Below are 20299 nucleotides of genomic sequence, written 5' to 3' on the forward strand. Positions count from 1 at the left end.
CGGGTGCAGGAGTGCCCTTACAGACTGTCCCGGGAGGCGTTGGCAGCTACGGGCTCCTGGGACCGGACTCCGCTCGATCTCGGGTCAATGGCGATGCGATCCTCCAGTTGAAGCTGGTGTCTCCGGCTGGGGAGCAGTACGGGTTTGACACCTGGGGATCGTCTGCCCTGCGCCTTGAGAACTGGGCAGATGGCGGACTACTGTCCACGGGTGCCCAGCATCTCCGATCGCGTGAGAAGCCTGATCGACCAGTCGGGCTTGAGCCCCCACAATTTCGCCGACCAGGCTGACCTCGACGCCGAGCAGTTCCTTGAGTGCCTCAGCGGCACGAGCCCCTTCTCAACTGTTGATCTCGCGGTCATTGCCGATGAATTCCACGTCTCCATGGACTGGCTGCTCACCGGAGCCGAGCCCCCACTGGCCGTGGCAGCGAGAACGACCACCGGAAAGGCGGCCGAGGCACTGGCAGCCGCTCGGGACTACGTTGCCCGACGCGCTGACCTGGACAAGCTCGGCTATGCGCAGCCTTGGCGGCCCGTCTCCCCGGCAGCGCCTGCTGGCAGTACCTACGCTGCCCAGGGAGAGGCGCTGGCGAAATCAGCTCGGAGGGCGGTGGAGCTCCAGGGACGATTGGTGGTCCAGGGCGGCCTGCCGGAACTGATCGAGGCGGTCTTCGGTGCCGATGTGGCTGTCGAGCCGCTGGGCGACGGCTTTGACGGCCTCGCTGCCATGGGGCAAGGTGCCAAGCTCATCCTCCTGACTACGACATCTAACCCGGCACGTCAGCGCTTCACTCTCGCGCACGAGCTTGGGCACCTTCTCGCCGACGACGACCAGGACGTCCACCTCGATCGCGATATCTTCGAACGGGCCCAGAAGATCGATCCGAGCGAGCAGAGAGCCAACGCCTTCGCTTCCGTCTTCCTCTTGCCCGAGCAATCCCTGCGCGAAGCAGTCGGTGCAGTGAGGTTGACCCGGGAAAGCTTTGCCGCGCTGTGCTGCGACTTCATGGTCAGCCCTGCGACCCTGGCCTACAGACTGCTCACGCTTCGTGTGATCGACGCCGGCGCCTGCGACTACTACAAGCGCATGACCGTGCGCGAGGCCGCAGTCGTCGCTGACCGCGTGGAAGAACTCGACCGGCAAGTCGCGGCCTCGCAGGAGAAACGGCTCCCCGGACTTCTTGTACGCGACACGCGCGCTGCCTATGACGCCGGCAAGGCGACCTTGCGTCCGTACGCGTCGCTACTCGGCCTTGATGTCGACGAGCTCAGAGACCAGTTAGCGTCCGAACAGGACAACGGCGGTACAGCATGAGCGACTTCCTGTTCCCGGACAACACCGTCCTGTGCAACTTCGCCGCCGTTGAACGCCTCGATCTGCTCCGCGCGGTCCTGGCCGGCCGCGGCAAGTGGACCGCGGCTGTGTCGCGGGAGGCCCGCAAATCGGCCGAACAGCTGCCCGCTCTTCACGACCTGAGACGGCAGGGCTGGCTCGGCGAAGCAATCCGAGTAACGGCTCCGGACGACGTTGAGAACGTCGGGCACCTTCGCACGGCTGTGTTCGGCGGTCAGGCCGACCGGTACCTGCAGCACCTCGGCGAGGCCGAGACCTGCCACATCATCCAACACTGGCCCCAGTTCTCCGGTGCATGGTGGATATCGGACGATAAATCCGCTCTGGAGTATGCGATTGGGCAGGGCATCATGACGGCGGAGACGCTCGACGTGATGCAGCTTGCCGTGAAAGCGGGATTCGTCGTGGCGGAGGACGGCTTCGCCCTGATGCAGAAGATGCGCCAGTTGAACCGCTATCCGCGGCTTCCCCAGTCTGTCGCCGACCTCACCGTCCTCCCATGGTCGCTCGCTGAACTCTTACCTGGTCAGAGCGACGGCGAAGCTACCGCGCACACCACGTAAAAACTGCCTCCCCAGTGCCGAGCCAGTGCCTGCGCGGGACGCCGCTCTTTGGCCCACTCCGTGTGTTCGCTCCCGCGTTTCCAGGCAGCGAGGAGTTCTGGCAGCGGCTCGGAGTGCGCTTGCCGAATGTGGACGACGCCACGGCTGTGATCAAGGAGCTGGCACATCGGGACCGGAAGCAGGGTCCGGATGAGCCGGACGGGACGACCCAGTCCATCGTCCTGGAGACCCTGAAGATGCTCGCCGCTCTGGGTCCTACCCAGCCAGGCGCGTTGACGGCCAAGCGCATGGGACGCCTCCCTCTTTGGACGAGCCAGGGCTGGCGAAGCAAGCGGCCCGTGTGTCGCCTGGGAACACCTTCCCCAGGAACTCGGCTTCGGGTCGGGCATGACCTGCTGGCGTCGGCTGGCCGAGTGGACCGAGGCTGAGGCGTGGCCCCGGCTGCACGAGGTCCTCCTCGCGAAGCTGCGCCGCGCGAACGCCATGGACTTCTCCCAGGCCGCGGTCGACGGCTCTCACGTACGAGCGCAAAAAAGGGGCTCCAAGACAGGACGAAGCCCTGTCGACCGGGGCAGGACGGACAGCAAACGCCATCTGATCACGGACGCCACCGGCATCCCACTCGCCGCCACCTTGACCGGCGGCAACCGCAACGACGTCACCGCTACTGGAGGCGGTACCGCCGGTGCGGGGCAAGCGCGGCCAGCCCAGGAGCCGCCCGGATGTGGTGCTGGGTGACCGCGGCTACGACCACGACAAGTACCGCCGCCTTGTCCGGGAACTCGGCGTGAAACCCTTGATCGCCCGCCGGGGCACCGAGCACGGCTCGGACTAGGCACCCAACGCTGGGTCGTGGAGCGCGCCATCGCCCATCTGCACTGGTTCCGCCGCCTGCGAATCCGTTGGGAGATCCGTGACGACATCCACGAAGCCTTCCTCACCCTCGGATGCGCACTCATCTGCTGGAGGCGGCTCGCATCAATGCCGCCGACAGAGTGATGCACGGAGCTGTGAACCCTGGTCACGGCGGTCCGCCGGGTGCCGCTACGATCCCGCTCCATGGACAACGAGGAGCCGGAGTCGGCACCGGTGTCGGCCGGTGTCGAGCTGGTCTATCTGCCGACCCGAGCCGACATGGCCGAGGCGCTGCACGCACGGTCTGGTTCCCCCGCACACTGGTGGCGTATTCCGTTGATCGCAGGACTGATCACGGCGGCCGTTCTCGTGGTTCTCCTGACGCTCGCGGCACCCAAGGGCGTGACCGTGCTGGTGGCCGCAGTCCTGTGCTCAGTTTTGGGGAGCCTCGTGGGCGGGTGGGTGAACCAGCTGTACCGAGTGCGACAGATGACCAGGTATGCCCGTTCCCAGGGCGAGTACACCATGCGGGCGGACGACAACGGCATACACGCCGCCACGGCACTTGTGGAGACCACGATCCCGTGGGCGTCGTTCCGCCACTACATCGAGACGGCGAGCCTCTTCATACTGGTCATCGACGACACGGTGGGCGGAATGGCCCTCCTGCCGAAGCGCGGACTGCGCGACGGAGCGGACATCGACAGGATACGTACAGTCGTCTCGCGGCATCTCGCACCGCGTCCGTCCAGCGGCTGATCAGGCGGCGACACCCCGCGCCAGCCCCGGTGCTTGGACTCCCGCCGACCCGGAACCGACTGGGCTCTGTGAGCCCGGATGAGCTTGTTCTTTAAGGTGTGACCTCGAACGACGCTCCGAACGTGATCGCTCGTACGGGGATTGTGGGGACGTGAACACGGCCTCCGTCTGATCCTGTGCTCCGACGAAAGAGGCACTTGACCAGTACGAAGGCCGTGGGGGAATGAGTCTGCTGCATCACGATGTCAGGCAAGAAGCGTTCGCGGTGGCTTCACACTTCCGGGACGACTTCTTCGATTGCCTGACCGGGCGCGGGGACGCGCTGTTCGAGTTGACCGACGCGTTGTTGTGCGCGGATGGTTCCGTGACCACGCCGGTGGATCTGACGTTGACGGCCGAGCATCGACGCGGGCACGGTGCGATGTACGACGCGCTGAACCGGGGGAACGTGGATGTGCCGCGGTTGCGGCAGGTGCTGGCGGGGCTGCCGCAACCCGAGGCCACCGACGGGCGCTTGGTCCTGGCGGTGGATGTCACCCACTGGCTCCGACCCGACGCGCCGACCAGTCCGGACCGCTTGTTCTGTCACGTCTACGGCCGCAGCGGCCGGTCCTCGGATCAGTTCGTGCCCGGCTGGCCCTACTCGTTCGTCGCCGCTTTGGAGTCGGGCCGGACCTCATGGTGCCAGATCCTGGACGGGCTACGGCTCGGGCCGACCGATGACGTCGCCGAGGTCACCGCGGCCCAGGTCCGTCGTGTGGTCGAGAACCTCATCGACATGGGCCGCTGGACGGTGGGCGACCGCGACATCCTGGTCGTCTTCGACGCCGGCTACGACGCCCCACGCATGGCCTACCTGCTGGAAGGACTGCCTGTGGAGGTGCTGGGGCGGATGCGCACGGACCGCGTGATGCGCAAGCCCGTCCCGGTTCCGTGGGTCTCGCCGCCACAGGGCGGGCGGCCGCCCAAGCGCGGCAAGGAGTTCCGCTTCGCCAAGCCCGACACCTGGGGCGAGCCCGATGCCGCGACCGTGCAGGTCACCGACCGTTACGGAACCGCCCGCGTGATGGCCTGGGACCGCATCCATCCCCGGCTGACCACCCGCTCCGCGTGGATTGACCACACCGGCGAACTGCCCGTCATCGAGGGCACCGTGATCCGGCTGGACGTCGACCTGCGCTGGCAGGCGTTCCTTCGCAGATTCGATCTCGAGCACACCTTCCGGATGATCAAGCAGACGCTGGGCTGGACCCGTCCGAAACTTCGCACCCCCGAGGCGGCGGACCGGTGGACCTGGCTGGTCATCGCCGCCCACACGCAACTCCGCCTCACCCGGCCACTCGCCGCTGACCTCCGCCGCCCCTGGGAGAAGCCGGCCGAGCCCGGACGGCTCACCCCCGCCCGAGTCCGCCGAGGGTTCAGGAACCTCCGCGGTAACTTGCCCTGCCCTGCCCGGCCCGTGCACCGAAACCCAACAGACCCGGCCCCGGCAGACCGCTCGGCTCGAAGAACCGGCACCCCGCCACCCGCTACGACGTGGGCAAAACAGTCAAGCGGCCCAAGACCAAAGCCGAACGCGACGCGGTCACACCATAAAGAACAAGATGAGATTCTGTTCAAGAAGATGCGGGAGCTCGCGCGGGTGCTGGGGGCGCGTGTCCAGGCCGACGACTGTGAGTACTACGACGAGTGAACACTGCCCGCTCGCAGCAGGGACGGCCACCGCGTGATCATCGGGGGTTGGGTGGAATCCTGAAGTTCGTGCGGTGGCCGGCGTATCCCCTGCCCGCTGGCGGGCGATGTTCGACCAGGTCGTGGCTCGGATCGCGGGCTGGCTAGGCGGTTGAGCCCCGGGCCGCTGCCCGCTCCTACCTGTTCGGGCTGCTGTCGGATTGCAACGGAAGAACTGCTGGCAGCTGGCTGAACAGGCGGGCCATACGCGGCCCGGGCCGATGCAGCGCCTGTGCGCGGCGCCCGCTGGGACGCCGACGCCGTCCGCGACGACCTGCGTGCCTACGCCGCCGAACACCTCGGCACCGACGGTGGCATTCTCGTCGTCGACGAGACCGGCTTCTTGAAGAAGGGCCGGTCCTCGCGACACGGACGGGATACCCGAGGCGGTGGAGTTCGCCACCAAACCCCGTCTGACCGGGGAGATGATCGAAGCCGCGCTGGACGCCGGATTCGGCGCCTCCTGGGTGACCGGCGACGGAGCCTACGGACAGGATCCTCACCTCCGCGCTGCCCTCGAGGCACGCGGCATCGGCTACGTTTTGGCCGTCGCCTGCTCGACGCGGATGACAATCAACCACGGCCGCACTCCCGTCCGCGGACACTGGCGCCGGTCGTCTGCCCGCCACGGCCTGGCAGCGGCGCAGCGCCGGAAACGGCGCAAAGGGCCGCGATACTACGACTGGGCCTGGATCCACATCGGCACCTGCTCGTCCGACGCAACCGATCGACCGGCGAACTCGCCTTCTATCTGTGCTGGTCACCCACCCAAATGCCCGTGTCGGAGCTGGTCCGCGTCGCGGTGTCCGCTGGAGCATCGAGGAGTGCTTCCAGGACTCCAAGGGCCACGTCGGACTCGACCACTACCAGGTCAGGCACTGGACCTCATGGCACCGGCACATCACGCTCGCCATGCTCGCCCTGGCCTTCCTGGCCGCCCTCGCCGCCGACGCGGCCCCCGAACGGCCGCCGACCCGCATCAGCCTGCCCGTAGTAGCGATCGGATCGCGTGACCGTCCCGGAGCGGTGGTTGAGGCGTTCGTCGCTGACCTGACCGTACTCGGCGTTGCAGGGGGTATCGCCGCGGCGGCTGGCCGACCGGCGGGCGGAGATCGACGGTGAGCTCCGGAACTCGCCCGAGTTGAGGACTGGATCGAGCAGGGCCAGGCCCTGGCCCGCTCTTCCTCGACGCAATCGTCTGTCGGCGAGACGAATTCGCCGGCTTCCTCAGCAAACATTATCCGGACTGCGCCGCGACGGAAAGGCGTGAGGAAGCACGGCACGACCACAGGCGACGTCGATGCGGCGTTCACCGTGGGGACCACGCTTCGCAGTTCGTGCTGCTGCTACCAAATGCCGTCGATGACTTCTTCGAAGGTCAGGTGCCACTGCGATTCCTCATCCGCAAAGGGGAGAGGGTCGAATGCAGTGATCGCGGTGCGGAGTGCGTCGACGCGGTCCTCCGCATCATCGCAGTCACCGTCTTCCAGCTCCTGCTGAAGGAGCTGGAACTTGGTCAGGGAGTAGACGAGCGATTCGACGTCGCGGTGGATCGCCGTATAGATGAGGTGGCCTTCTCCGTCACCGAGGGCGTAGACCGTGCCCGTGACCGGGGCCAGCGCGAGGGTGGTGTCGGCGAACATGCCGAGCACCAGCCAGTCGTGGCACTCCTTGGGTACTGTTCCCTTGTTGGCGTACCACTCGTTGAGGTTGATGGAGTCGTCCGCGCGGAGGCTGGCCCTGGACATGAACCATTCGGTGTCCGGGAGGCCGATGCTGCTCAGCAAGAGTGCGGCGCGGTCGTTCATCCGGTGGTGCGGATTGCTGTAGCGGGGGAAGTAGACGACACCCGTCAGTCCGAACGCGGTGCGCACCTCGTCCGGGGACACGACGAAGTTCATGCTGAAGCCTTTGCATTGTGTGAGGGTGGCTGGTTATCGATTCTACCGGCCGTGGTGAGCTTTCAGCTCCTCCATGTACTTTTGGTGTTCGATGTCGCGTTTGTGTCGACTGACATTCTGGTCATAGGTGTTGGTGTGATGGACGGTATCGGCTTCCTTGAAGTATTTGTCCAACCATGCGTCGCAACGGGGGCGTTTCTGGCATGGCTCTCGTTCTGTGAATACTTCTTTCAATCCGTCCTGTTTGCCGTTGTTCAGGAGGGGGTAGCCGATCGACCGTTCTGAGTGCAGGCTCTTCTCGGAGTAGCCGACCAGAATGCTCTCTCCGCGCCCGTCGGGGTCGATGTAGCGCCCGGCGGCGTAGTTGTTCCCGTTGTAGTCGTTGCGGGCGTACCGGGCCAACTGCGTGGCCTGACCAAGCTCATCGGTGTAGGGGTCGACCTTGGTCGACTGCACCTTCGTCGTGTGCGTGTCCGCGACGCTGAGCGCTTCACGTTCCGCCCGGGTGGAGGGCCGGTATGCCTTGCCGTCGTCGAGGATACCGTCCAATCGCTGCTTGTCCGTGCTGTCGAGCGCCTTCAGATCGCCGTCAGCCTCCAGGCGCCGCACCGTTCCGTCGGCGTCCAGTAGGTAGGTGCGGACGTCCTTGCAGGCGTCGATGTCTTCCTTGGTCTTCTTGTCGTTCTTCTTGTGTTCCTTCTTTGCCTTGTCGATGTCGGCTCCGTGCTTCTCGAGCACGTGAACGGTTTCGTCGGCCTTCTTGTCGACGGCGTCCTCAGCCTTGTCCATGACGGTGGCGAGCTTGTGAAAGCGGCTGTCCTTCTTCACCGAGCCGCGCCGATTGCCGCCGCCGGCCTTGTGCAGTGACTTCTTCTTGTCGAAGTCTCGCTTGGTCTCGTCGTAGCCGCCAGAGGCCTTGTCGAAGTCGTCGAACTCGATCGCCAAGTCCGTGGCCATGTCGGCCGTTCCGGACAGGTAGCTCCCCGCTTTGCCGTCGTCGTGGGCGTCGAGCACGTCGGTGAACAGGCCTTCGATCTTCCCGAGGATCTTTGCCTCGATCTTGTCGGTCACAACCTCCGTGATCTGGCCGATTGCGTAGTCGATCGCCTCGTGCAGGGCGATCCGGCACGCAGCGATCGCGGCAGCGCTCAGTAGGCCGCTGAGACCGGCGGTGAAGAACATGCCGATCACGCCGGCGGTGGCGGTGGCCGCTGTCGCACCCAGTTCGGTGATGCAGGCGATCTTGCAGCCCTCGATGAAACCTGCGCAGTCGTCGAGAGCGTCCGCCAGGTCGTCCAGGGCTTTGGAGAAGGTTTTGAGATCTTTGGTGCTCAGCTTCCCCCAGCGCCGGTCGATGGCCTGAACCGTCTTGCCCTTGCTCTTGCCGCTGACGATGTGAGCGCAGGCCCGATTGCCCTGCGTGATCGCATCGTTGATGCCCTCGGCAAGGTGTCGATAGTCCTTGGCCGTGCTCCGGACCTCGTCCTCGTCTATGTTCGGCCAGGCGACGCCAACAAGGTCAAGAACCTCTACGAGCTCATCCGGCAGCGTCTTGCCCACGCGTTTCATCTCCCCCGTGACACAGCAGTCTTCCCTGCGTAGGCCATAACGTGACGCCACGTCAACGCGCGTGGCATCACATCAAGCCACCTCACCGGCCTCAGGACGGTGTGAGGCACACCAACATCTCGTCGGTCCCCACCAAGACGTCGCCGTCTGCCAATGCCGCCACTGATCGCACGGGCGCCCCAGGACGGAAGAACCGCTCAGCGGGCTCGGCACCCACAGCCAAGTACTCCAACAGTCCGTCATCCCAGCCGATCACCAGCACGGGCCCATCTGATGTCTGGGAAGCGGACAGAGCTGTCACGGCGCAGTCCCTCTCGCGCACCGCAGTAGTCAGCGGAGCCCGGTCAGGAGCCCACATACGCACGCGACCGTCCTGACCTCCGCTGTAGACGAGAATGGCTCCCTCAGCCAGTTGAATCCCGGCCAGGGCCGCTACCGCACCCGTGTGCAGCACCTCGTGGGCGACATTTGTGGTGTCGCCGACCAGCGTCGCCACACGCACCGCGCCGGCGCCGTCCCCATATACCAAGGCGTCACCGACACAAGCGATGGCGGTAGCGGAGACTTCGACGGTGGCAGCGAGCCGTTCGAAGGGCTTTGCTTCGGTCTCCAGCAGGCCGGCGATGCCCGTGGAGCGCGGAACGGTCGGACTCTGTTGGAGCGTCAGGTGCCCGTGGCGGTCCAAGACAGCCACGCTTCCGTCCCTTCCGAGGGCCACTGCGGTGGCCCCTGGGGCCGCTTGCGGTAGGCGACTTTGTGCCTGGCCGCTTTCTGCCGTGATGAGACGGACGATGCCCTGATGGTCGACTACCGCGGCGCTGCCTGATGTCTTACCGACGCCCATTCCCAGCGACAAGGCGGGCCCGGGCCACGGCGGACGGATGTCGCCGCGCACCCGCTTCCAGCGCACTGTCCATCCCGCACCGTGGGATAGGGTCCGCAGTTCGTCCGCCAACCGTGGATCAGCGTCATCGCCAAGGGCTGTCCACAGCACCAAGGCCCTCTCGTGTGGAGGACAGGGACGCGTCAAGGCGCCGCCGGCACGCAGCCACGCGGCACGCAAACCTCCGTGAGAGCCCTCGGCAACTTCGTAAAAGGCCGTGACCTGCAACGGATCAATGCGGCACACCGAGCTGGGATCATCAAGATTAGGAGCAGCCTGATGATTGCCAGGCAGCGTGTCCGGCTCTGGAGACGGTGCAGACGCCGCCCACACCGCGTAGCGCTTCTCGTCGCGCCACTGGGCGGCGCCCAGATCCATCACAGCCGGGGCCAGGGCCGACAGCTCCGCGGATATCTCACGGGTCTCGACGATCAGGCGAACGTGCTCCAACCGGGCCAGAGCACGGATCAGCCCCTCTATCGCCTCAGGTGCGGCCGAGTGATGCAAGTCGGGCAAGACGATCACGGTGCGGCGCCTGTCAGCAGCCATTGTGGCGATCAGATCGCCAGGCGTGCGCGCTGCCGAGCCCAACTGCTCGGCCAGCAGCCAAGAGGCCGTTAAGGCCGAATGCCCGGCCAGGGGAACGAGTCCGTGGACGCGGCGCTCAACCCTGACATTCGGCTGCGTGGCTTGCTCAACGAGCCACGACAAGAACATCGACTTGCCGCAATCCTCATCACCGCTGATCACGCAGATGCGCGGGGCATGCGGGTCACGCAGCCATCCCAGGATCGCCGCACCGGCAGGCTCGCGCCCCGCTGGAGGCGGTGACCACACAGCCGAGGTCACCGGGACGCCTGTTCCGCCGTATACCGGATCAACCCTTTGAGTCCTTCCTCTCGGGACTCAGCCGTATCCCCGTAGTCGAAGCTATGCGTGAACTGCGCGTTGGGGAACTCCATCGCCATCCACGCGGCGCAGTAGTGCCCGGGCATCATGCACGCCTGCAACTCGCAGTACACACGCCTGACCTGCTGCCCATCGACGCCAGCATCCTTGAGCTGATGCCAGATCAGCTCTTCCGGATGCAGTTTCCCCGGACCGGTCGCGTCCGTGACGATGTGCTTCTGCCCGCTCGCATCCACGTATTCGATCGCCGCAGAGAAGCCAATGTTGAGCGCGTGGCGTACATCGTCCAGTACCCGCGGCCACCAGTATTCGCGCCCTTCGAACGCGCCGGGGTCGATGAGGCGCAGCTCTGCGTTGAGTTCTCGGAACGCGGCCGCCCCACCGGCAAGATCCGTCGAGGCAGCGATCACCCCCAAGCGCCGGTCCAGGACTGCCAGGCACTGACCGAACGCCGATACGGTCGAGTTCACGAACATGCTCGGCTCCACACGGTCCATGAAGACCGCCTGCACCACACCGTCCGCGCTGACTGCCATGTGGGCCAGGCCGTCCGTACCGACGCGCACCCAGGCCGCCTGCGACTCGCCGCAACGCAGCCCGTGATGCCCGGCGTGCAGGCCCAAGGTCAAACCGTCCGATTCGGCCGCAGCCCTAAAATACGGAGTCACACTCAAGGGCACGCCGACCTGCTCCAGAACAGCACGCACGTCATCTTGTACGGCAGCACCAAGACTCGACAGAGTCAGTCGCCGCATCCCGTCCGGCCCGAAGTGCTCGGTGACTGAATCCGGAGTCTGATCTGGCATGGACGAACGCCTCCCCGTAGCTGGTTGATCTCAAGGAGCCTATCCAATCGAGCGGTTCGTGCCCTCGCCGCGGTCCGGCTGCCCCAGCTGCAGTGGAGTATCCGTGACTACGACGCGCAGCACCGCGGCGATCGCCTCCCCGGGCGAGGAGAACAGCAGAATTAGCGACACCATGCCTGCCACGGACCGCACTCCCCGCTTCGACAACGTACCCGTGGTCGTTCACGCGGACGCCAGCGCCGAAGGCCTCGTACACCTTGAAGTGCTGCTCTATGCGGCGGTCTCCGATCCGGCGACCGCCCGGCCAGCAAGTCGGGCACGACCGCGCGGGCGATCAGGCTCATCCCGCGTGCGGGCCGGCGGCCTCGGCGATTAGGTCCTGGCCGTAGCCCCTGCCCTGGTGTCGGGGATGCACCATCACCGTGTAGAGCCAGATCCTGGGCTAGCGTCGGTGGCCTCTACCCGCAGAAGCGTGTCGGAGAGCCGTGCCACGACGCCGATCGGGTGATGAGTGGCGTATCGGACCCCATTCGTGACAGTCCGCTGATGGCCAGCTCGGCCGTGTGGGCGGATTCCGACGCGGCGGGTACTGTCGGCCAGTCGTGTATAGCCTCCTGCCGGTCATGCAGCGCCCCTCCCCCGGCGGCTCGGAGTGCGGCGCTGCTCGGGGGCGATCAGTCGCAGCCGGCGGCGCGTCTGCCTCCGGTTGGACAGCAGGACCACGTCGGCACGGCCCGAGGCGAATTCCTCGATCTTGGCAATGACACGGGGGCGCTTCTTGCGGCGGCACGTCGCCACGTACTTGGTTACGTCCCAGTGGATGCAGTTGTGCACTCCGTAGCTCTTGTGCCCATCACCGTGCCGGATCTGTCGGGAGAAGATCCCGTACAGCGCGGCCACGGTCGAGACGTCCTTCAGGACTACCGTGTCGCAGGCTTCGAGCCGGATCTGCAGCGTCGAGTTGTAGTTCCAGTCGATCACCCACTTCGACTGCGCGACCGGGTCTCGCTGCAGGGCGGGGAACTCCTCCGTGGCCAGCGTGTTCCCGTCGTCGTAGAACGCGGCGTCCAGGTGCGTGACCGGGGCGTCGAGAATCATGCCCAGCTCGCGTGCCAGTTACGACTTGCCGCTGCCTCCGCTGCCGACGGCGGCGACCTTCTTCAAGGTGCTCCAGCGTAGAGGCGTTCGGGTGCCCGGTCGGACCGTCCGGTCGGACACGTTCGGATGGCCCAGGAGCCATAACCCGGGCAGTCAGGTCGATGAGGCTGCTGCCCATTCCACAGCTACGGGGCCGATGGTCGTGTCCAGGCTCGCGTGCTGCACCGAACCTCGATGCAATCGACAAGCCCGCGACCAGTGCCGCCCGCTACCGGGATGAGAGAACGAGGACGCTTCGCCAGGCGAACGCTGGTGACGCACCCTTCACAATCAGCGTTCGGCTGTTTACATTCGGTAAGAGAGAGGTGTCGGGGCGAGTGCCCCGGCGTGTTCGAGAGCAAGGTGCGGCCGTGAGGTCCGCACGAGTGCCGTCGGCCGCTTGACCATCAGGGGGCGGCATGGTGGTACGAGCAAGGAGGCGCGGCACCTACGAAGAAGCCGTGCGAATAGCAGTTTCCGCATTTGGGGCCGAGGTCACACCGAAGCTGAAAGGCGGCGGCTGGCAGGAGGATCAACTTCGCGGCCCGCTGGAGACGTTGATACGGTCCGTCGGGCGACGCCTCGGGTTCACCGTCACACTGGCGGGTGAAGTCCCGCTCGTAGACCTGAGAGCAAGGCCCGACTACGCGGTGTCGGTCGACGGAGTCCTCGTCGGCTACATAGAACTGAAGAAGCCGGGCCGTGGAGCTGACCCCTCCCTGTACACCGGGGAGAGCGCTGCCCAGTGGGAGAAGCTACGGCTGCTGCCCAACGTCCTGTACTGCGATGGGGACGAGTTCGCGCTGTACCGTAGCGGGCAGCTCAGTGGGTCGCTTGCCCAGATGAAGGGTTCAGTCCTCACATCGGGGGCCCGGCTCACGCCGGACGGAGGGGCGCTCGCCAGGCTGCTCCACGACTTTCTCACGTGGCAGCCCAAGCCCCCCCGCACGACTACGCAGCTGGTTCGATCCGTGGCCGGCCTCTGCCGCCTCCTGTGCGACGAGGTGGCCGAGTCGATGGCCCAGGAGAAGGCCGGCAGACGCCGGCGGATCTTCACAGAGATAGCCGAAGAGTGGCGACGACTCCTCTTTCCTGAGACTACCGACGACGAGTTCGTCGAACAGTTCGGTCAGACAGTGGTGTTTGCCCTCTTGCTTGCAAGGGTCGAGGGCATCGCCTTTGAGGGCGAATCTGTCCACGCCATCGCTACCAAACTGGGCAAGCGGCACTCCCTGATGGGGAAGGCACTCGATGTCCTCACCGAGGAGTCGGCGACCACAGGCCTACGCACAACCCTCGACACGCTGCTGCGGGTGGTAGGCGCAGTCGAGTGGAGCCGCCTCGACGACGGTTCCGGCGACTCGTACCTCCTGCTGTACGAGGACTTCCTGCAGATCTACGATCGTGAGCTTCGTGTGCGCACCGGCTCCTACTACACACCGCACGGTGTGGTGGATGCCATGGTTCGCCTCACCGAGGCGATATTGAAGAGGTCCTTCGGGATCCAGACCGGGTTTGCGTCATCAGAAGTGGTCGTCGTCGACCCTGCCATGGGAACGGGCACCTTCCTGCTGTCGATCCTCAGACGGGCAGCAGCCACCATTACCGAAGAGGAAGGGGCCGGCGCACTCGGGCCGAGGCTTCGACAGATGGTTGGCCAGCGAATCGTTGGCTTCGAGCGGCAAATCGGCCCGTACGCCGTGGCGGATCTCCGGATGCACGCGCTGTTGAAAGATTACGGATCCGCTGCACCGAGGCAAGGACTGCGCCTCCTGGTAGCTGACACCCTCGACAACCCGAGGGCCGAATTCAACTGGATCCCCCACACCTACCGCCCTCTCGCCGAGTCCCGCCGACAAGCCAACAAAGTCAAGCGAGACGAGCGTGTCATGGTAGTCATCGGCAATCCACCCCACGATGCCGTTACTCAAGGCGCGGGAAAATGGATCGAGGCAGGCGATCCGAACGTCGGCGAGGCACCACCGCTCGACGCCTTCCGGTTGGCCGGGAACGGTACCTACGAGTCGAAGCTCTCCAACCTCCACGTCTTCTTCTGGCGCTGGGCGACCTGGAAGGTCTTCGACGCCCATGAGGACGCACCGTTCGGTGTGGTTGCCTACATAACGCCGAAAGCCTGGCTGAAGAGCCGCGCCTTCGCCGGCATGCGCCGCTACCTGCGTACAGTGGCCGACGAAGGGTGGGTCATCGACCTCTCGCCCGAAGGTCAACGATCCGCCGTGGCGAACCGTCTCTTCCCAGACGTTGCCCAGGAGTTGTGCATCGCAGTATTCGTGCGTCGACGAGGCGACCGTCGCGAAGGCAGTGCTCTCGTACACCACCTGAAAGTGCACGGGCATCGAAACGAAAAGGCCCAGCGCTTGCTCGAGGTGACCCTCGACGATCCGGAGTGGCGGGATTGCGCCACAGGGGACACGGACCCCTTCCTCCCTGAAGGAGACGACCTGTGGATGAGCGCACCCCTTCTCAGAGACCTGATGCCGTGGTCATCGCGCGGGGTGACGCCCGGCCGGGTCTGGGTCTACGCACCAGATGAGGCGACCCTCCACAAGCGATGGCGGATCTTCCTCAGCGCCGACGCGTCCGAGCGCAGGAGACTCTTCGGAGAGGCCAGGGACCGCACGATCGACAGCCGAGTGGAGCCTCTTGCCGGCACGACCGGGTATGACGCAACTCCGTTACGACAGGAGCGGCGTCTTCAGCCCGATCCTGTCCAGATCGGGTACCGGTCCTTCGACCGGCAGGTGGTCATGCCGGACCACCGCCTGATGGTCGTCGCCCGGCCCGATCTTTGGCGCGTTCGGGGCGACCATCAGGTGTTCACCGTGGAACAGAACGCCCACCCTGTCATCAACGGACCGGCCCTCGTGTTCAGTGCACTGATCCCGGACATGGACTACTTCAACGGACGCAGCGGCTGTGTCCGGCCGCTCTACCGCGATGCGCAGGGCGAGTTCCCCAACATCGCCCCCGTCCTCCTGCAGGTGCTCTCACAACGACTTGCCACGCGGGTAACGCCCGAAGAGTTCCTGGCCTACGTCGCTGGGCTTGTCTCGCATCCCGCTTATACCGAGCGGTTCCGGGAGAACCTCGAGGACCCTGGCGTCCGAGTGCCGCTGACTGATGATGTTCATCTGTGGAACCGCGCGGTTCGCATCGGCCGCCACGTGCTGTGGCTGCATACGTACGGAGACCGCTTCGCGGACCACACCGACAGTCGTCCGCGCGACATGCTGCGACTTCCGTCGGGACGTCCCCGCTGTGTCGTGGAGATACCCGACACCGAGGAAGGGATGCCGCAGGCCCTCCGATACGAGCCGGAGGAGCAACGGCTATGGATCGGATCGGGATGCATCGCGCCGGTTCCGCCATCCACCAGGCGCTATCAGGTCTCCGGGATGAACGTCCTGGACAAGTGGTTTGGCTATCGCCGGAAGGAGCCGGCAGGTAAGCGACGACTAGAACTCGACCATGTGGTGGCCCGCAGATGGTCTCCCGAGTGGACGACAGAGCTGCTCACGCTGCTCAACATCCTCGGACTGCTGGTGCAAGAGGAACCTGCTCAACGAGAACTGCTGGATGCGGTGTGCTCTGGCCCTCTCATCTCTGTGCGGGACCTGTCGGACGGAGGTGTCCTTCCTGTCCCACACCACACAAGGGGTTCCGTCAAGCGTACTGCTCGGGGTGAAAGAATTCCCGCTCCGTGAACCTGGGAGGGCTCGGGTGGCGGTCAGGTTCGGATCAGCAGTTCAGCTTCGGACCGCGGAACAGAGTCGGCGGCGTGAGCGGGACCAGGTCAACGATCCGGATCCCGGTGACGCCCGTACTGGGCACGCTCGACACGGATAGGTCTGTCCCTCCAGCCCTTCCCATCGGGCGTCCGCCCCTGGCGCAACAGGCAGGGCAGCGCCGCCTGCCCCCGGGGCACTGTCGCGAAGCTGAGGGGGCAATCTTGGCGTGCACCGAGAAGAATCGGTGGCAGCGCTTTCGAGCGCGTGACGTCCTTCGATTCTTCAAGGAGATTCGTCTGTCGTCCCGGTGGTCGTTTCGAGCGTCGCTTCTACGGTCGTCCTTGGATGCGACGCCCCCGTCCCCTCATTGCCGCAGGCCATGCGGTCTGCGAGCCAGCAGCTAGCGGGGCCGACTGTAAATCGGTGCTCTATGCATCCCGATCTACTGACTGCCGCCCCGCCGGCTTCGTGAGGCGACTCGTCGCAGCGCCCTCGTGGTATCTGCATCTCTACTCGCGTCCTTCTTCATTCCGTTTCCCCGGCCTGGCCGGCTTCTGCCCCGAGGGGCGATGGCACCTGCCTGCTATAGGAGGACCGGCGTGCACGCATCTGGCCTGAAGTCCCACGCCGGTGCCGCCGCGACTGCGCACGGCTGAGCCTGCCGATCCGTTGTGCGCGGCGGGATGCACGACACCTTGTGTCGTGCCACATTGCATTTCTCTGAATTCCCGTCGTGAATTCACGAGAATTCCAGCAATTCCAAGCCTATTTGTCAGCCCTGGATGTGTTCGTGTCGAGCTATATTTGAATTGTTCCCGGAAGTGCGGGAAGAAGGAAATCGAGGGAAATCTGCCCGAATTCGAATCGCGGGACAAGTGCGCCCAAAAATGGGGTGCGGGTCCATGGTATCGAAAAGCGGGCCCGGCGCCGAGAAAGGCTTGAGACACATGAGTTCCACCCCTGCCCCGCCCAGCTCGCCCACGACCTCCCAGCCGTCCTCGGTCCCGCAGGCAGGAGCGGGTGGGAAGGCCCGCCCCGGGGAACTCCGGGCGGCCGTCGCCCAGATCATGTCGGCGAACCCGACCGCTTGGTTCACGGTCACGGACCTCGCCAAGACGCTGGGGCACTCGGGCGGCGCAGTTGGCAATGCCTGCGAGACCCTCCTGCACCGGGGCGAGGCAGTGCGGCAGGGGATCAAACCACGCATGTACCAGGCGAACACCGCCACCGCCCACGCTGCCCGGACCAGCTCCACACTGCCCAACACCCCGAGCCCCACACCCTCAGTGCCCCGACCAGCTGCGGCCCCGCAGTCCCTCACCACCGCCCCGTCGGGCCGCCCGCAGCCCGTCAGCCGCCCGAACGGCCAGCACTACCACCCCCGTTCCCTCGCCAACCTCCCCGACGTGGAAGCCCTGCAGCGACTGCGGGACGCGAACGTGCCGGTGCTCCTGTACGGGCCGCCGGGCACCGGAAAGACCTCCCTGATCGAGGCCGCCTTCTCCGACCTGATCACCGTCGCCGGGGACGGGGACACCACCGTCGGTGACCTCATCGGGGAATACACCCAGAACACCAAGGGGGGTTACGAGTTCGTCTACGGTCCACTGATCACCGCCATGCAGGAAGGCCGGGCGCTCCTCCTCGACGACGCGACCCTGATCTCCCCGAAAGTCCTGGCAGCCCTGTACCCGGCCATGGACGGCCGCAGGCAGATCCAGGTCAAGGCACACAAGGGCGAGACGATCACCGCAACCGAAGGTTTCTACGTGATCGCCGGTCACAACCCCGGCGTCCACGGTGCCGTACTGACCGAGGCCCTCGCCAGCCGGTTCAGCATGCAGATCCAGGTCGGCTCCGACTACGACCTCGCAGCCGCCCTGAAGATCAACCGCACCGCAGTACGGATCGCACGGAACCTGGCCACCCTCCAGCAGGCCGGGGACACCGGCTGGGCCCCCCAACTACGCGAACTGATCGCCTTCCAGAAGATCACCGACGTACTCGGCGAAGAAGCCGCCTTCGCGAACCTGGTCGGCATCGCGCCCCTCGAGGACCGGGACACGGTCGCGGAGATCGTCACCAAAGCCACCGGCCGAACCGTCACAGCCCTCGCCCTCGGCCGCCAACTCTGACCCCCGGCCCGGCCCCGGGGCCGATCCGGGGCCGGGCCCCGAGCCCGCCCTCCACCCCAGCCTGCGGAAGGACCCATCCCATGCCTGCCCTCAGCCACCTGATGCCCCACCCCCCAGCAGCGAGCGATGACTCGGAAGCCCTGGCCCGCTGGGAAGACGACGGCGGCCCCGCCTACGAGCCCCGCCTCGGCACGCGCGCCGCACACTGGCTCCGGATCAGCGCCGCCCTCACCGCCCGACTCCCCGAACTCGCCGGACGTGACGACGTGATCGTCACGTGCCAACCCGGCACCCGCTCCGGAGCCCCGGCCGCCTTCTACCCCGTCACCGCCCAGCTGGAGGTGGACGCGAACCTTTTCGCACCCACCCACCCCACAGCCATCAACCCCGCCCGGACCGGCGACGAGGAGAACTACCCAGAAGTCTGGGGCGCCTTCACCCACGAAGCCGCCCACGCCGCCCACAGCCGGTGGACCACCCCACCCGCCCTACACCGCACCGCCCAGGGAGCGGCTGCCGAAATCCTCGAGGAGTCCCGCGCCGAACACGCACACCTCAACCGGCGCCCCGACGACCGACGCTGGCTCCGCGCTGCCGTGACAAGCCTGGTCATGGAGAACTGCAGCCCCGAGACGGTCACCGACACATGGCGCGCGGCCACAGCCGCCGGACTGATCCTCGCGAGGCGCGACGCCGGAATCCTCACCGACGAGGAAACCGAACCCCTGCAGGAGACCGTCAGCAAAGTCCTGGGGCCGGACCTCCTCGCCACCCTCGCCGACATCTGGAAAGCCGCCCACTACACCGGCGACGAAGACCAGCAGGGCATGCTCGCCCACGCCGCAGCCTGGTGCACAGCCCTCGGCACCGAACCGACCGGCCACGAGCCCGCACCCGACCCGACCGGCCTCAAAGGCGAACTCGCCGGAGCCATCGCCCAGGTGACCAGCACCATCGAGGTCAACAACAAGGCCGAGACCGCAGCCCGAACGCGTAAACAGGCCAAGGCCGAACAGGCCGCGCAGGCGCGGCAGGCAGCCAGAACAGCCGAGAAGGTGTTCAACTCCAGTGCCAAGCCCTACCTGCCCGAAGGCCAACAGAGCAGGCGCCGCCGAACCATCACCCCGGTCATCGGCACCCGCCCGCCCACAGCCGCCGAGAAGTCAGCCGCCGGACAACTCGCACGCGCACTGCGCACCGCCGCCTACCGCGAACGCACCGTCACCGTCAGCACCTCCGCCACGCCGCCCGGACGCCTCAATATGCGGGGAGCCCTCGCCTACGACGCCCAGAAGGCCGCCGGATCCATCCCCACCGCCCAGCCCTGGACACACACCCAGCGGCGACAAGGCCCCACCCCGCCCCTGCGGGTCGGCATCGCCGTCGACGTCTCCGGCTCCATGCACCGGGCCACCGCCCCGATCGCCTCGGCCGCCTGGATCGTGGCCAAGGCCGCCGCCCTCACCGACCCCGACTCCCGCACGGCAACCATCGCCTACCGCGCCACACTCACCGCGATCACCACCCCCGGCAAGGCCCCCACCAACGTCACTCAGTTCGACGCCAGTGGCGGCGGCCACAGCCTCGCAGAAGCCTGCGACGCACTCACCGCCGCACTCGACCTCAACGCCCCCGGAACCGGCCGCCTCCTCGTCATCGCCTCCGACGGCCGCTACCTCCCCCAAGAAGCCACAAGGGCCACCGGACGCATCACCACACTCCGAGCCGCCGGATGCGCGGTCCTCTGGCTCGCCTTCGACCCTGACCCCCAGCCACTGCCCGGCAGCGCCCTGCTCGAACTCAGCGACCCCGCCCAAGCCGCCGCTGCCATCGGCAAAGCCGCCACGACAGCCCTCGCCATCACCCATCCCTGACCCGCCCGCCCGCCTGGGGCCATCCCGACCAGCCGGGACGGCCCAGGCGGGCACAGCCCGAATCCCACGGAG

Annotated in this window: 12 protein-coding genes and 4 pseudogenes; 9 read left to right on the forward strand and 7 right to left on the reverse strand. The window is 66.2% G+C overall.

Annotated features, from left to right (window positions below):
* Positions 1 to 210 precede the first annotated feature (210 nt).
* From QRN89_RS29360 to QRN89_RS35880, 6 genes and pseudogenes are all read left to right on the forward strand, one after another.
* A complete protein-coding gene (locus QRN89_RS29360) occupies positions 211 to 1317 on the forward strand; it encodes an ImmA/IrrE family metallo-endopeptidase (protein ID WP_290352438.1) in 1107 nt (368 codons plus the stop codon).
* The gene (locus QRN89_RS29365) at positions 1314 to 1919 is read left to right on the forward strand and encodes a hypothetical protein (protein ID WP_290352439.1); all 606 of its coding nucleotides are present in this window, start codon (positions 1314 to 1316) and stop codon (positions 1917 to 1919) included. The genes QRN89_RS29360 and QRN89_RS29365 overlap by 4 nt, the downstream gene beginning before the upstream one ends.
* A 348-nt stretch (positions 1920 to 2267) precedes the next feature.
* A pseudogene (locus QRN89_RS29370) lies at positions 2268 to 2918 on the forward strand (IS5 family transposase); the annotation flags it as partial.
* A 60-nt stretch (positions 2919 to 2978) separates the two neighbouring features.
* Positions 2979 to 3533, forward strand: a complete 555-nt coding sequence (locus QRN89_RS29375; protein ID WP_290352440.1) for a YcxB family protein — start codon at positions 2979 to 2981, stop codon at positions 3531 to 3533.
* A 223-nt stretch (positions 3534 to 3756) separates the two neighbouring features.
* Positions 3757 to 5129, forward strand: a pseudogene (locus tag QRN89_RS29380) (transposase).
* Positions 5130 to 5347: 218 nt separating this feature from the next.
* Positions 5348 to 6271: pseudogene (locus QRN89_RS35880) on the forward strand (IS701 family transposase); the annotation flags it as partial.
* 339 nt (positions 6272 to 6610) lie between these two features.
* Here QRN89_RS35880 and QRN89_RS29390 read toward each other — a convergent pair.
* The 7 genes and pseudogenes from QRN89_RS29390 to QRN89_RS29420 form a co-directional block, all read right to left on the reverse strand.
* The gene (locus QRN89_RS29390) at positions 6611 to 7165 is read right to left on the reverse strand and encodes an SUKH-4 family immunity protein (protein WP_290352442.1); all 555 of its coding nucleotides are present in this window, start codon (positions 7163 to 7165) and stop codon (positions 6611 to 6613) included.
* 42 nt (positions 7166 to 7207) lie between these two features.
* Positions 7208 to 8725 carry a nucleic acid/nucleotide deaminase domain-containing protein gene (locus tag QRN89_RS29395; protein WP_290352443.1) on the reverse strand — a complete coding sequence of 506 codons (1518 nt, stop codon included), beginning with the start codon at positions 8723 to 8725 and terminating at the stop codon, positions 7208 to 7210.
* 100 nt (positions 8726 to 8825) lie between these two features.
* Positions 8826 to 10367 carry a WD40 repeat domain-containing protein gene (locus QRN89_RS29400; protein ID WP_290352444.1) on the reverse strand — a complete coding sequence of 514 codons (1542 nt, stop codon included), beginning with the start codon at positions 10365 to 10367 and terminating at the stop codon, positions 8826 to 8828.
* A gap of 95 nt (positions 10368 to 10462) precedes the next feature.
* Positions 10463 to 11332 (reverse strand): nucleic acid/nucleotide deaminase domain-containing protein, encoded by an 870-nt coding sequence (locus QRN89_RS29405; protein ID WP_290352445.1) that lies wholly within the window; start codon positions 11330 to 11332, stop codon positions 10463 to 10465.
* 39 nt (positions 11333 to 11371) lie between these two features.
* Positions 11372 to 11506: a hypothetical protein gene (locus QRN89_RS29410; RefSeq protein ID WP_290352446.1), complete on the reverse strand. Its 135-nt coding sequence runs from the start codon at positions 11504 to 11506 to the stop codon at positions 11372 to 11374.
* A gap of 184 nt (positions 11507 to 11690) precedes the next feature.
* Positions 11691 to 11768: pseudogene (locus tag QRN89_RS29415) on the reverse strand (GNAT family N-acetyltransferase); the annotation flags it as partial.
* A 185-nt stretch (positions 11769 to 11953) separates the two neighbouring features.
* Positions 11954 to 12430: a P-loop NTPase family protein gene (locus QRN89_RS29420; RefSeq protein WP_290352447.1), complete on the reverse strand. Its 477-nt coding sequence runs from the start codon at positions 12428 to 12430 to the stop codon at positions 11954 to 11956.
* Positions 12431 to 12888: 458 nt separating this feature from the next.
* Here QRN89_RS29420 and QRN89_RS29425 point away from each other — a divergent pair, with 458 nt between their 5' ends.
* The 3 genes from QRN89_RS29425 to QRN89_RS29435 all read left to right on the forward strand — a co-directional run bounded on the left by QRN89_RS29425 (position 12889) and on the right by QRN89_RS29435 (position 20227).
* Complete coding sequence (locus QRN89_RS29425) at positions 12889 to 16194, forward strand: type ISP restriction/modification enzyme (RefSeq protein ID WP_290352448.1); 3306 nt, start codon at positions 12889 to 12891, stop codon at positions 16192 to 16194.
* Positions 16195 to 17165: 971 nt separating this feature from the next.
* On the forward strand, positions 17166 to 18353 hold the full coding sequence (locus QRN89_RS29430) for an AAA family ATPase (protein WP_435833276.1): 1188 nt from the start codon (positions 17166 to 17168) through the stop codon (positions 18351 to 18353).
* A gap of 80 nt (positions 18354 to 18433) precedes the next feature.
* Entirely contained in the window at positions 18434 to 20227 is a 1794-nt protein-coding gene (locus QRN89_RS29435; protein ID WP_290352449.1) for a hypothetical protein, read from the forward strand.
* Positions 20228 to 20299: the final 72 nt, after the last annotated feature.

The organism is Streptomyces sp. HUAS CB01 (assembly GCF_030406905.1).
Taxonomy (GTDB): Bacteria; Actinomycetota; Actinomycetes; order Streptomycetales; family Streptomycetaceae; genus Streptomyces; species Streptomyces chengbuensis.